This window comes from Sphingomonas rubra (assembly GCF_900115745.1).
GTDB classification, from domain to species: domain Bacteria; phylum Pseudomonadota; class Alphaproteobacteria; order Sphingomonadales; family Sphingomonadaceae; genus Sphingomonas; species Sphingomonas rubra.
The window spans coordinates 67,158-79,956 of record NZ_FOXP01000010.1; the positions used below are offsets into that span (position 1 = coordinate 67,158).

The window sequence follows — 12,799 nt, forward strand, 5'->3', positions numbered from 1 at the left end:
AACCTTTCTTCTCAACCCCGCCCCTGCATCATCAGCCACACCTTGGGCAGCCCGGTCGGCTTCGGCGTCCCATCCAACCGCACCGCGCGGCGGATGACGATGGGGCGGAGGATCATCTGGCCCTTCATCGCGTCGAAGCCGCCGCCGGAGGGGAGCGCGAGGATGCGCTTGACCAGGTCCATGCCGCCGACGACGCGGCCGAAGGCGGCATAGCCCTTGTAGTCGCCACGCGCGTCCATCTGCGGGGTGGGGCCGACCGTCAGCACCCAATTGCCGCCGGCCGAGGCGGGATCGTCGCCGCGGGCCATGGAGATCGTGGCGTCGAGGTGGCGGATGCCGGTCTTGCTGGTGGATTCGAAGGGGAAAGACGGGAGGATGCGCTTGGCGTCCTGCCGGATGCCTGCCTGGATGAAACCGCGTTTCGGGTCCGCCTTGCTGCGCGCGGCGCGGTAGAAGGTGATGTTATCGAAGCGGCCGTCGTCGACGTACTTCAGGAAGTTGGCGGTGGTCGCGGGGGCGCGGCGGGCGTCCAGGGCGAGAAGGATCGGGCCGCCCTCGGTATCGAGGCGGACGCGGACGATGCCGGGGCGTGGGCCGGTCTGGGTCGGGGCGGCGGTCGGCAACGCGAGCGCGACCAGGGCGAGGGCCACGCCCGATTTCTTGGTCATGCCGAGCTCGTCCCGGCATCCAGAGCCAAGCGGCGCGGCGTTCGGAGCCCTAGATGCCGGGACGAACCCGGCATAACGGTGGAATGGAACATCCGGTTGATCGAAATCAGCGCGCGATGCCGCCGGCGGCGAGGACCGCGAGGGTCACCAGTTCGCTCGCCGTCGACGTCATCGGCGCGATCTGCACCGGCTTTTCCATACCGATCAGCATCGGGCCGATCATGTCGTCGCCGCCCAGTTCGCGCAGCAGCTTGGCGGAAATGTTGGCCGATTGCAGGCCCGGCATGATGAGCACGTTCGCCGGCCCCGACAGGCGCGCGAAGGGGAAGTTGGCCATCTGCTTCGGGTTGAGCGCCACGTCGGGCGCCATCTCGCCCTCATATTCGAAACCGACCTGGCGGCCGTCGAGCGCCTTCACGCCGTCGCGCAGATTGTCGAGCCAATGGCCGTCGGGGTTGCCGAAGGTCGAGTAGCTGAGGAACGCGACGCGCGGTTCGTGGCCCATGCGGCGGGCGACCTGCGCGGTCTGCTCGGCGATGTCGGCGAGCTCCTCGCCCGAGGGCCGCTCGTTGATGGTGGTATCGGCCATGAACACGGTGTGGCTCTGCCCGACCAGCACGTGAATGCCGAAGGGGACGCGGCCGGCGGCGGGATCGATCACGCGGCGCACGTCGCGGAAGGTCTGCGCGTAGGTGCGGGTGATGCCGGTAATCATCGCGTCCGCCTCGCCCAGCTGTAGCATGACGGCGCCGAAGGTGTTGCGGTCCTGGTTTATCATCCGCTCCGCGTCTCGGCGCAGGAAGCCGCGGCGCTGGAGCCGCTGGTAGAGGAAGTCGACCATGCGCGGCACCATGTCTGATGTGCGGCTGTTGTGGACCTCGTACTCCTCCGGCCTGGTGACGCCGAGCGCGCGCAGGCGATCGTGGACGTCGTCGCGGCCGACCAGCACGGGGGTGCCGTAACCGCCTTCCTTGAAGGCGATGGCGGCGCGCAGCACTACCTCCTCCTCGCCTTCCGCGAACAGCACGCGCTTGGGATGGGCACGCGCACCCTCATAGGCCATCGACAGGACGGAGGTGGTGGGATTGAGGCGGGCGCGCAACGTCTGGCGATACGCCTCCATGTCGAGGATCGGCTTGGTCGCGACGCCCGAATCCATCGCCGCCCTGGCAACCGCCGAGGGAACGAGCTCCATCAGCCGCGGATCGAAGGGGGCCGGGATGATGTATTCGGGGCCGAAGCTGTGCTGCACACCGTAGGCCATCGCCACCTCCTCCGGCACGCGCGCGCGCGCGAGTTCGGCGATGGCGTTGGCGGCGGCGATCTTCATCTCGTCGTTGACGGCGGTCGCGCGCACGTCGAGCGCGCCGCGGAAGATGAAGGGGAAGCCGATGACGTTATTGACCTGGTTCGGGTAATCCGAGCGGCCGGTGGCGACGATCGCGTCGGGGCGCGCGGCCTTGGCCAGTTCCGGCCTGATCTCCGGCTCCGGGTTGGCCATGGCGAAGATGATCGGCGCGGGGGCCATGTCCTTCACCATTTCCGGCTGGAGCGCGCCGGCGGCGGACAGGCCGAGAAACACGTCGGCGCCGTGCAGCGCCTCCGTCAGCGTGCGGCGATCGGTGGCGGCGGCGTGCGCGGACTGCCACTGGTTCACGTCGTCACGGCCCTGGTAGATGACGCCGGTGCGGTCGCACATGATGACGTTGTCGTGGCGCACGCCCATCGCCTTGACGAGTTCGGTACAGGCGATGGCGGCGGCACCAGCACCGTTGACGACGATCTTCACCTCCGACAGCGCACGGCCGGTCAGCAGGCAGGCGTTGATGAGGCCGGCGGCGACGATGATCGCGGTGCCGTGCTGGTCGTCGTGGAAGACGGGAATGTTCATCCGCTCGCGCAGGGTCTGCTCGATGATGAAGCATTCGGGGGCCTTGATGTCCTCCAGGTTGATGCCGCCGAAGCTCGGCTCCATCAGCTCGACCGCGTCGATGAAGCGATCGACGTCCTCAGTCTTCAGCTCAATGTCGATCGAATCGACGTCGGCGAAGCGCTTGAAGAGGACGGCCTTGCCCTCCATCACCGGCTTGGACGCGAGCGCGCCGAGATTGCCCAGTCCCAGGATCGCGGTGCCGTTCGAGATCACGGCGACGAGATTGCCCTTGGCGGTGTAATCGTAGGCGGTCGCCGGATCGTCGGCGATGGCGCGCACGGGCACCGCGACGCCGGGCGAGTAGGCGAGCGCGAGGTCACGCTGCGTCGCCATCGGCTTGGACGCCACGATCTCGATCTTGCCGGGCCGCCCTTCCGAATGGAACAGCAGCGCCTCGCGCTCGGAGAACTGGACGTTGGTGGGCTCGGACATGACAACTCCCGGATAACGCTACGGCTGTAGAGGCTTACGCCCCTGGCTTTCAACCCGCCGCGCCCTGCCGTTGAACCCGTTCTCGTGCTGCCGCGTTGAACCGGGCATGAGCCACGAGCCCCCCATTCCCGCCGGCAATCAGTCGCCCTTTCCCCTGCAAGAGCCCAAGCACGAGGCGGGCGGGCCACCGCCGGGCGCCGCCATCGCGCGGACGCCGGCGCCGAAGCCCGGCCTTCACCCCGCAATCATAGGCGGGCTGGTCGCCGCGGGCACGGTGGCGCTCGCGGCATTCGGGGCGTGGGCCTATGCCAGCGAGCCGAAGAACAAGCGCAAGGGCGGCAAACGGCGGCGCAAGGCGCGCTAGGCAATCCGTGTCCAGCCGCGTAAACTGCTGGGCATGAAGCACGATCCCGACATCGCGCCTCGGGCCTCGCGGAGACCGACGATCGACGATTTCACGCGCGCCAAGGCCAGCTACGCGGCCGGCGATGGCGTGAATCATGTCGTGGTTGGTCAGTGGCTGCTGACCTGGGGTGATCCCGATCAGCAGCCGTTTGCGGAGTGGTTGCGGGAACAGCATGGCTGACGTCAACTGGCGACAGGATGCACTCGATCTTGCAAACATCATAGATTACATCAAACGATTCAATCTCGACGCCGCGCGCGAGATTGGTGCGAAACTGTTTGATCTCAGCGAGAGCCTGACGCGATTCCCCCGTCGAGGTCGTCCCGCTGCGAACGATACACGAGAGTTGGTCACCACTCCGCCCTATGTCCTGACCTACGAAGTTGATGGGGACACCGTCCACATCCTCTCCATCCGCCATGGCGCGCGGCGCCCGCTGGACTGACCTGCCATGATCACGCCCACGCCGATGATGGCGCAGTACCACGCCCTGAAGGCGGAGGCGCAGGACTGCCTGCTCTTCTACCGCATGGGCGATTTTTTTGAACTGTTCTTCGAGGATGCGCGGATCGCGGCGGGGGTGCTCGATATCGCGCTGACCGCGCGCGGCGAGCATGGGGGAGAGAAGGTGCCGATGTGCGGCGTACCCGTGCACGCCGCCACCGCCTATCTCCAGCGGCTCATCAAGGCGGGGCACCGCGTCGCCATCGCCGAGCAGACCGAGAGCCCGGAGGCGGCGCGCAAAGCGCGCGGGTCCAAGGCGCTGGTCAATCGCGCGATCGTCCGCGTCGTCACCGCCGGTACGCTGACCGAGGAGGCGCTGCTCGACGCGCGGGCCGACAATTGGTGCGTTGCGATCGGCGAGGCCGGCGGGCAGGTCGCGCTCGCCGCGGCCGACGTATCGACCGGGCGGTTCCAGGTGATCGCGCTCGATTCCGCCACGGTCCCCGCCGAACTCGCCCGGCTGGCCGCGGCCGAGGTGGTCGCGTGCGAGACGGGCGACTTCGCGGGGGCCGCCACCACGCTGCGCTCCAAGGCGGAGTTCGATAGCGGCGCCGGCGAGGCCCGGTTGAAGCGGCTGTTCGCTGTCGCCACGCTCGACGGATTCGGCACGCTCGGGCGCGCGGAGCTGGCCGCGGCGGGCGGCCTGGTCGCGTATCTCGACCATACCGCCAAGGGCGCCCTGCCCTTCCTGCGGCCGCCGGTGGTGCACCGCGCGGCGACGACGATGGCGATCGACGCGGCGACGCGCGACAGCCTGGAGCTGACCTGCACCACCGGCGGGCAGCGCAAGGGAAGCCTGCTCGACGCGATCGACCGCACCGTCACGGGCGCGGGCGCGCGGGCGCTCGCCGCCGACCTCGGCGCGCCGCTGATGGACAAGGCGGCGATCGACGCGCGGCTCGACCTGGTCGCCTGGTTTCACGACGATGGCGCCGTGCGCGAGCGGTTGCGGGCGGCACTGCGCGCGCTCCCCGACATCGCCCGCGCGATCGGCCGGCTCGCCGCGGGGCGGGGCAGCCCGCGCGATCTGGGCCAGCTTCGCGACGGACTCGACGGCGCATGGGCGCTGGGCGAGCGGATCGGCAGCGAGGGCCCGGCCCTGCTCGCGGAGATCGCGCCGCGCCTACGCGGCCACGGCGCGCTGATCGACCTGCTGCGCCGCGCGCTCGTCCCCGCGCCGCCGATCGAGGCGTCGGACGGCGGCTATATCGCGGCCGGCTACGACGTCGCGCTGGACGACCTGCGCGACGCGGGCGCCGGCGGTCGCCGCGCCATCGCCGCGCTGGAGGCGGAGATGCGGGGCGCCACGGGTGTTTCCACGTTGAAGATCCGCCACAACAACGTGCTCGGCTATCACGTGGAGGTGCCCGCGCGCGCGGCGGACGCGCTGATGCGGCCCGACAGCGGCTTCACCCATCGTCAGACCCTGGCCGGCGTGGTCCGCTTCAACACGCCGGCGCTGCACGAGGTGGCGCAGAAGGTATCGCAAGCCGGCGCCCACGCGCTCGCCGCCGAGGCCGCGCATCTGGAGGATTTGACCGCACAGGCGCTCGGCGTCCGCGAGGCGATCGCCGCCACCGCTGACGCGCTCGCCCGGCTCGACGTCGCCGCCTCGCTCGCCGAGCGGGCGGCGGAAGGCGGCTGGGCGCGGCCGAAGCTGGTCGAGCACACCTGTTTCGACGTCGAGGGCGGCCGCCACCCCGTCGTCGAGGCGGCGGTGGCGCGGTCGGGCGACCGGTTCGTCGCCAACGACTGCCGCCTGTCGGAGGGATCGCGGCTATGGCTCGTCACCGGTCCCAACATGGGCGGCAAGTCGACCTTCCTGCGCCAGAATGCATTGATTGCCGTGCTCGCGCAGGCCGGCAGCTACGTGCCCGCCGCCGCCGCGACGCTGGGGCTGGTTGACCGGCTGTTCAGCCGCGTCGGCGCGTCGGACAATCTGGCGCGCGGGCGATCGACGTTCATGGTCGAGATGGTGGAAACCGCCGCGATCCTGGCGCAGGCGACGCCGAGGAGCTTCGTGATCCTCGACGAGGTCGGCCGCGGCACCTCCACCTATGACGGGCTCGCCATCGCCTGGGCGGTGGTGGAGGCGATCCACGAGGACAATCGCTGCCGCTGCCTGTTCGCGACGCATTACCACGAGCTGACGCGGCTGGCGGAGCGCTGCGACGCGCTGTCGCTCCACCATGTCCGCGCCCGCGAGTGGAAGGGCGAGCTGGTGCTGCTCCACGAACTCGCCGACGGCCCCGCCGACCGCAGCTACGGCCTGGCCGTCGCGCGCCTCGCCGGCATGGCGCCGCAGACGGTGGCACGCGCCAAGGCGGTGCTCGCCAAGCTGGAGGCGGGGCGCGCCAAGACGGGGGGCCTCGCCGCGGGGCTGGACGATCTCCCCCTCTTCGCCGCCGCCGCCGTTACCGAGGAGCAGGCCTGCGACGCGATCCGGGCGGAGGTCGAGTCGCTCGACGTCGACGCGCTCACCCCGCGCGAGGCGCTCGACACCCTGTACCGGCTGAAGGCACTGGCGCGCGACGGCGCGTCCTAACGTCCGACGAACAGGAACGCCGCCGCTGCGACGAGGCACGCGAACGCCGCGCCGTGGCGCCAGGTCAGCGGTTCGCCCAGCACGGCGACCATGAACATGCCGAACACGGTGAGCGCGATCACCTCCTGCGTGACCTTCAACTGACCCGCGCTCCACCCGCTGGAATAGCCGAGCCGATTGGCGGGCACCGCCAGGCAATATTCGAACAGGGCGATCCCCCAGCTGATCGCCACCACCGCGGCCAACGGCTTGTTCATGCCGCCCTTCAGGTGCCAGTACCACGCCACCGTCATGAAGATGTTGGACGCGGTGAGCAGCAGGATCGTCGGCGTCGCCGCTACCTGCACCCCGCGGAGCAGACGGGTCCACCGCTGGCGTCCCGCGTGCGCAGGCGCCATGGTAGCGGCCATGACCGGCCGTTTCGACCATCTCTCCCACCGCCGCGCGATCGTCGACCGTCGTACCCTCGCCGAGCGGATCGCCGCGCTCCCCGACCCGATCCCTGCGCGCCTCGTGCCGCTGCTGCGCGAGGCGCTGGCGCAGGGGCGCGCCGAGATCGCCCGCCGCCTGCTCGACCATCCCGCCCGCGGGCTGGAGGCGGCGGGCGGGCAGGCCTATCTGATCGATCAGCTGCTCCGCCTGCTGCTCGACAGTGCGACCCGCCTCTACCCGCAGGCCGAGCCGATCGCGCTGATCGCCGTCGGCGGGTACGGCCGCGCCGAGATGGCCGCCCACTCCGACGTGGACATCGGCTTCCTCACCGCCGCCGATCCCTCGCCGCACGCGCAGCAGGTGGTCGAGGCGGTGCTCTACGCCTTGTGGGACCTGGGGCTGAAGGTCGGCCACTCCGCCCGCTCGCTGGGGGAGATGGTGCGCCAGGCCAAGGCCGACGTGACCGTGTGCACCGCGCTGCTCGAGGCGCGGCTGGTCGCCGGCAGCGAGCCGGTATGGGCGGAAGCGTCGCGGCGCTTCAAGACGGAGGTGCAGGCCGGCACGGAGCGGCGCTTCGTCGCCGACAAGCTGGTCGAGCGCGACGCGCGCCACCGCCGGATGGGCGACACCCGCTACGTGGTCGAGCCCAACGTCAAGGAGGGCAAGGGCGGGCTGCGCGATCTCCACACGCTGTTCTGGATCGGCAAGTACGTGTACGACGTCGACCGCGCCCGCCAGCTGATGGAGCGCGACCTGTTCACGCCCGCCGAGTACCGGCTGTTCCACCGCGCGGACGAGTTCCTGTGGGCGGTCCGCTGCCACCTCCACGTCATCACCGGCCGTGCCGAGGACCGGCTGACCTTCGACGTCCAGCGCGAGGTCGCGGCGCGGATGCGGTTCCGCGACCGCGCGGGCAAGTCGGCGGTGGAGCGGTTCATGCAGTTCTACTTCCTCCAGGCGCGCGCGGTGGGCACGCTGTCGGGCGTGTTCCTGGCGCATCTCGACGAGCGGTTCGCCGCGCGCGGCCGCCGCTTCGGCCTGCCTCATCTGCTGCCGACCATTCGGCGCAAGCCGGGCAAGCTCCACGGCTTCGTGCTCGACCGCGGTCGCCTGGCACTGCCGCGCGACGATTTCTTTCGCGAGGAGCCGGTGCGACTGGTGGAGATCTTCCAGCTCGCCGACCTGCACCGGCTGGAAATCCATCCGCTGGCGATGCGCGCCGCCGCGCGCGATGCCAAGCTGCTCGACGAGCATCGCCGCTCTCCAAAGGCCAACGCGCTGTTCCTGGACGTGCTGACGTCCCCGCGCGACCCTGAACTGGTGCTGCGCTGGATGAACGAGGCGGGCGTGATGGGGCGCCTCCTCCCCGATTTCGGCCGCATCGTCGCCCAGTCGCAATTCGACATGTACCATCATTACACCGTCGACGAGCACACCATCCGCGCGATCGGCCTACTCGCGCGGATCGAGGGCGGGCTGGAGAAGGAGGCGCATCCGATCGCGTCGGCCGCCGTCGGCCAGACGGTGTCGCGCCGGGCGCTGCGCGTCGCGGTGCTGTTCCACGACATCGCCAAGGGCCGCGGCGGCGACCATTCGGTGCTGGGCGCAGAGGTCGCCGAGCGGCTGGGCCCGCGCCTGGGCCTGACCCCGGCCGAGACGGAGACGGTCGCCTGGCTGGTCCGCCATCACCTGCTGATGTCCGCCACGGCGTTCAAGCGCGACCTGTCCGATTTCAAGACCATTCTCGATTTCGCCGGCCAGGTCGCCAGTCCGGAACGGCTGCGCCTGCTGCTCGTCCTGACCGTGGTCGACATTCGCGCGGTCGGCCCCGGCACCTGGAACGGCTGGAAGCGCCAGCTGCTCGCCGATCTGTACGAGGCGGCCGAGGAGGTGCTGCGCCTGGGCCACAAGCAGCGCGGCCGGACCGAGCGGATCGCCGCCAAGCAGGCGCGCCTCGCCGAGATGCTCGACTGGGAAGAGGACCGCCTGGCCGCGGTCGTCGCGCGGCTGCCCGACGCCTATTGGATCGCCGAGCCCGACGACGTGCTGGCCCACAATGTCCGCCTGATCGACGCCGCGCAGGACAGCCTCGTCATCGACGCGCAGGTCTATCCCGATCGCGGCGCGACGCTGGTGACGATCTACGCCGCCGACCATCCCGGCCTGTTCTACCGGATCGCCGGCGCGATCCACGTGGCGGGCGGCAACATCATCGACGCGCGCATCCACACCACGCGCGACGGCATGGCGATCGACAATTTCCTGGTACAGGACCCGTATGGCCGGCCGTTCGACGATGCGAGCCAGCTCGCCCGGCTGCGCGTCGCGATCGAGGACGCGCTCGCCAACCGCACCAAGCTCACCGACCGGCTGGTCGCCAAGCCCGCCGCACGGCCGCGGGCGGACGCGTTCGCGATCGCGCCCAACGTGCTGATCGACAACGCCGCGTCCAACCGCTTCACCGTGGTCGAGGTCAACGCCCGCGACCGGCCGGCGCTGCTGCACCAGCTCGCCCAGGCGCTGTTCCAGTCCAAGGTGACGATCCACTCCGCCCATGTCGCCACGTACGGCGAGCGGGCGGTGGACGTGTTCTACCTGACCGACCTGACCGGCGATCGCATCGTCGCCTCGGCGCGGCTGCGCACGCTGGAGAAGCGGCTGCTCGCCGCGGCGGCCGGCGGCGAGGTCGAGCTGGCCGCCTGAAAACGAGAAGGGCCGGCCCGCTCTGTCGGCGGACCGGCCCTTCCCTCTCCTACCCTTGGATCAGAAGCGCGAGCGCAGCGTCACGCCGTAGGTACGCGGCTCGGCGAGGAAGGCCGAGTAGAGCGCGTTGGCGGTGCCGCCGAAACGCTGCACGTTGGCGATCGAGCCGGCACCCTGGAACGGCGAGTTGAACGCGACCTGGATGTAATCCTTGTTGAACACGTTCTGCGCCCACAGCTCCACCGCCCAGAGCTGATCGCGCCCGCGGATACCGACGCGGGCGTTCACGACCGAGAAACCGTCCTGGATCTTCTCCGGCGCCAGATCGGAACCGGTGTTGTAGTCGGAGGTGGTGCGGCTGTCGACGTAGACCAGGCCGCGCAAGCCCCCCGATCCGATCGCCGGCGTCCAGGTGAACGACGTGGTGACGACGTTCTTGGGCGCGTTCGACATCTGGTTGCCGGGCAGCAGGAACAGCGCCGGATCGAGCGCCGCGCCCTGCGAGTTGCCGACCAGGTTGCGACGGAAGAACGTGTCGGCATAGGTGTAGCCAGCCGAGACCGTGAAGTCGCGGATCGGCGACAGCGTCGCCTCGACCTCGACGCCCTGCGAGATCACGCCGCGGCGATCGGCGTCACCGACGCAGGTCCCGTTGAACTGGACGCTGTCCGTGTCCGCGCCGGCCAGGTTGTTGCTGCACCCCTGGATGTTCTGCACCACGAACACCGAACCGTTGAAGGTGTTCAGCTGGAAGTCCTTGAACTCCTGCCGGAACGCCGCGACGTTGAGGTTGAACTGGCCCGAGATGTTGTACTTGGCGCCGATCTCGTACGCGTCGACCTTCTCCGCGTCGAAGCGCAGGCCGGGGGCGTCCGCGTTGGTGGGCGAGGAGAAGACGTTGCCGCGCGTCGCGGTGCCCAGGTTCGAGCGGTCGAGATTGTAGCCGCCCGCCTTGTAGCCCTTGGCGTAGGAGGCGTAGGTCATCAGCCGCTCGGTCGGCTTGTACGACAGGACCGCGGTCCCGGTGAACTCGCCGTCCTTGAACCCGTCGCGCAGGTTTAGGCCGTTGAGCGCCGCGGTGCTGTTGCCTGTGCAGGTCAGCGTGATGATCGCGCCGATGAACGGCTTGGCGCTTCCGGGAACAGCTGTGCTAGCCAGCAGCGGCGACAGCAGGTTCTGCTGGGCAGGGCAAACCGTATTGTTGTTGTTGAGCGCGGCCCGGAACCGCTTCTCCTCACGCGTGTAGCGCAGACCGAGCGTTAGCGAGAGTTGGTCGGTAATGTTGACGATGTTGTGCGTGAAGAAGGCGAAATTCTCGCTGGTCTGGCGATAGTTGGAGCGCGTGTCGCCGACGTTGTTGACGCCACCCGTCCGCACGCCGCCGGCGACCCTACCCGAGAGATTGTCGAGACCGGTCGTGATGGCAGTGCCAAGCGCTGTTCCGAAGGTGTTGAGGAACGTGGCGCGACCAGCCGTGCTGAGGCAGCCTGAGGCGTCCTGGTTCTGCAATGCGATGGCCGGATTGAACGTTGCGACCAGACGACAGGCGGCGAAGGTACCGTACTGCGTGCCGAAGCGCGTGCTGTCGACCAGGCGCAGCTTCTCGTGGCTGTAGAAGCCGCCGACCAGCCAGTCGACCTTGCCGTCGAACAGCGAACCCTGGAGCCGCAGTTCCTGCGTGAAGGTCTTGAACTGGCGGAAGGAGTCCGTGTCACGGTAGCTGAAGTCGACGTTGCCATAATCGGTATCGGCCGCGTTGCCCGACTTGAACTCGCGGTAAGCGGTGATCGACGTCAGGTTGGCACCGCCGAAATCCCAGTCGAGCTGGCCCGACCCGCCATAATCCTTGGTGATGTTGCGATACGTCCGACCCGGCGAGATCGCAACGCGGCGGTCGAACGGATCGGCGAACTGGTTGGTGGTCGGCCGCACCGCGCCCAGGCGGTTGAGCACGCCCAGGATGCGGTTCGAATCGGCGTAGGCGAAGGCTCCGTCGGTGTTGACGGTCGCGCCGTTCGCTCCGGTCGTGTTCGTCGCGGGCGTCGGATCGAACGTCTCGAACTTGCTGTAATAGGTCGCGCCGCAGCAGCTCTCGTCGCGACGGCTGAAGTCGCCGATCAGCCGGAACGAAATGTCGTTGGTCTTGAACAGCAGCTGACCGCGGACGAGGTAGCGGTCACGATCGTTGACCTGCCGCTCGCTGCCGCCTGCTTGCGTGATATTCTTCAGGAAGCCGTCGCGCTTGTTGTAGACGCCGTCAACGCGGAACGCGACCACGTCGCCGATCAGCGGGCCGGTCAGGCCGCCCTGAAAGCGGTAATTGTCGTAATTGCCGTAGGTCGCCTCGCCGAAGCCGCCGAAGGTGAACTCCGGCCCACGCGTGACGATGTTGATGAGGCCCGCCGACGCGTTGCGGCCGAACAGCGTACCCTGCGGACCGCGCAGCACCTCGACGCGCTCGATCTCGCCGAGCTCGTTCAGGCCGACGCCGGTGCGGCTGCGGTACACGCCGTCGATGAAGGTCGCGACCGAGCTTTCCAGGCCGGGATTGTCGCCGACCGTGCCGATGCCGCGGATACGGGCCGACGCGTTCGACTCGTTGCCGGTCGACGAGACGAGCAGCGACGGGGCGAGCTGGTTGAGCTGGCGGATGTCGTTGGCGCCGGAATTCTGTAACTGCGCCTGCGTCACCGCGCTGACCGCGATCGGCACGTCCGACAGCGGGCTGGCACGGCGGGTGGCGGTGACGATGATGTCGCCGGCGTTGGTCGACGCCGCCTCGGACTGGGCGGTGCCGCCGTTGGGGGAGTTGGACTGGACCGCCGCGTTGGCGGTGCCCTGCGTCGGCACCTGCTGCTCGGCGGCGGTGGGGGGCACCTCCTGCTGCGCGGCGGCAGGCACGGCGATCGCGGCGGTCGCCACGGCGGACAGCAGGTACGCGGTCAGGCGCATAATGGCATCTCTCCCCTTATTTTTTGAATATCAGGTTTGTCCCTTGGGTAGAGAGCTACAGGGGGCAGCGTCCACCGCTTTCGAAGATCGGCAATGCATTTCAGGCAAAGTGTCGCCGCCGCGCAACATGATGCAGTGCAACAAGATTCCGCCCGCCGCGCGGCTCCGGCTCCGGCTCCAACGAGAAAGGGCGGCCCCGCGGGACCGCCCTCCTGTTCGCCTGC

Annotated in this window: 9 protein-coding genes; 5 read left to right on the top strand and 4 right to left on the bottom strand. The window is 69.2% G+C overall.

What is annotated here, in order from left to right; genetic code table 11:
* Positions 1–11: 11 nt before the first annotated feature.
* Both BM145_RS12770 and BM145_RS12775 read right to left on the bottom strand, forming a co-directional pair.
* Positions 12–668: a peptidylprolyl isomerase gene (locus BM145_RS12770; RefSeq protein ID WP_093334043.1), complete on the bottom strand. Its 657-nt coding sequence runs from the start codon at positions 666–668 to the stop codon at positions 12–14.
* A gap of 106 nt (positions 669–774) precedes the next feature.
* The gene (locus tag BM145_RS12775; protein ID WP_093334044.1) at positions 775–3,033 is read right to left on the bottom strand and encodes an NADP-dependent malic enzyme; all 2,259 of its coding nucleotides are present in this window, start codon (positions 3,031–3,033) and stop codon (positions 775–777) included.
* Positions 3,034–3,139: 106 nt separating this feature from the next.
* On the opposite strand from BM145_RS12775, the gene BM145_RS12780 reads away from it, so the two are divergent.
* Genes BM145_RS12780 through mutS form a run of 4 tightly spaced genes read left to right on the top strand, consistent with a single transcriptional unit; the run spans position 3,140 to position 6,488 of the window.
* Positions 3,140–3,397: a hypothetical protein gene (locus BM145_RS12780; protein WP_093334045.1), complete on the top strand. Its 258-nt coding sequence runs from the start codon at positions 3,140–3,142 to the stop codon at positions 3,395–3,397.
* Between the two features lie 33 nt (positions 3,398–3,430).
* On the top strand, positions 3,431–3,619 hold the full coding sequence (locus tag BM145_RS12785) for a hypothetical protein (protein WP_093334046.1): 189 nt from the start codon (positions 3,431–3,433) through the stop codon (positions 3,617–3,619).
* Positions 3,612–3,884, top strand: a complete 273-nt coding sequence (locus BM145_RS12790) for a type II toxin-antitoxin system RelE/ParE family toxin (protein ID WP_093334047.1) — start codon at positions 3,612–3,614, stop codon at positions 3,882–3,884. Before BM145_RS12785 ends, BM145_RS12790 begins: the two co-directional genes overlap by 8 nt.
* Positions 3,885–3,908: 24 nt before the next feature.
* Entirely contained in the window at positions 3,909–6,488 is a 2,580-nt protein-coding gene (gene mutS / locus BM145_RS12795) for a DNA mismatch repair protein MutS (RefSeq protein ID WP_093334140.1), read from the top strand.
* Here mutS and BM145_RS12800 read toward each other — a convergent pair.
* Positions 6,485–6,898 carry a DMT family protein gene (locus BM145_RS12800; RefSeq protein WP_281244363.1) on the bottom strand — a complete coding sequence of 138 codons (414 nt, stop codon included), beginning with the start codon at positions 6,896–6,898 and terminating at the stop codon, positions 6,485–6,487. The two genes, mutS and BM145_RS12800, sit on opposite strands and share 4 nt — an antisense overlap.
* On the opposite strand from BM145_RS12800, the gene BM145_RS12805 reads away from it, so the two are divergent.
* A complete protein-coding gene (locus BM145_RS12805) occupies positions 6,897–9,623 on the top strand; it encodes a [protein-PII] uridylyltransferase (protein ID WP_177200206.1) in 2,727 nt (908 codons plus the stop codon). The two genes, BM145_RS12800 and BM145_RS12805, sit on opposite strands and share 2 nt — an antisense overlap.
* 60 nt (positions 9,624–9,683) lie before the next feature.
* Here the strand turns inward: BM145_RS12805 and BM145_RS12810 are convergent, their stop codons facing one another.
* A complete protein-coding gene (locus tag BM145_RS12810; protein ID WP_093334050.1) occupies positions 9,684–12,575 on the bottom strand; it encodes a TonB-dependent receptor in 2,892 nt (963 codons plus the stop codon).
* Between the last annotated feature and the right edge of the window lie 224 nt (positions 12,576–12,799).

Bases quoted from the DNA above. Each gene is read 5' to 3' on its own strand.
- BM145_RS12810 (WP_093334050.1), bottom strand. From the start codon at position 12,575: ATGCGCCTGACCGCGTACCTGCTGTCCGCCGTGGCGACCGCCGCGATC.
- BM145_RS12770 (WP_093334043.1), bottom strand. From the start codon at position 668: ATGACCAAGAAATCGGGCGTGGCCCTCGCCCTGGTCGCGCTCGCGTTG.
- BM145_RS12800 (WP_281244363.1), bottom strand. From the start codon at position 6,898: ATGGCCGCTACCATGGCGCCTGCGCACGCGGGACGCCAGCGGTGGACC.
- BM145_RS12780 (WP_093334045.1), top strand. From the start codon at position 3,140: ATGAGCCACGAGCCCCCCATTCCCGCCGGCAATCAGTCGCCCTTTCCC.
- BM145_RS12790 (WP_093334047.1), top strand. From the start codon at position 3,612: ATGGCTGACGTCAACTGGCGACAGGATGCACTCGATCTTGCAAACATC.
- BM145_RS12785 (WP_093334046.1), top strand. From the start codon at position 3,431: ATGAAGCACGATCCCGACATCGCGCCTCGGGCCTCGCGGAGACCGACG.
- mutS (WP_093334140.1), top strand. From the start codon at position 3,909: ATGATGGCGCAGTACCACGCCCTGAAGGCGGAGGCGCAGGACTGCCTG.
- BM145_RS12805 (WP_177200206.1), top strand. From the start codon at position 6,897: ATGACCGGCCGTTTCGACCATCTCTCCCACCGCCGCGCGATCGTCGAC.
- BM145_RS12775 (WP_093334044.1), bottom strand. From the start codon at position 3,033: ATGTCCGAGCCCACCAACGTCCAGTTCTCCGAGCGCGAGGCGCTGCTG.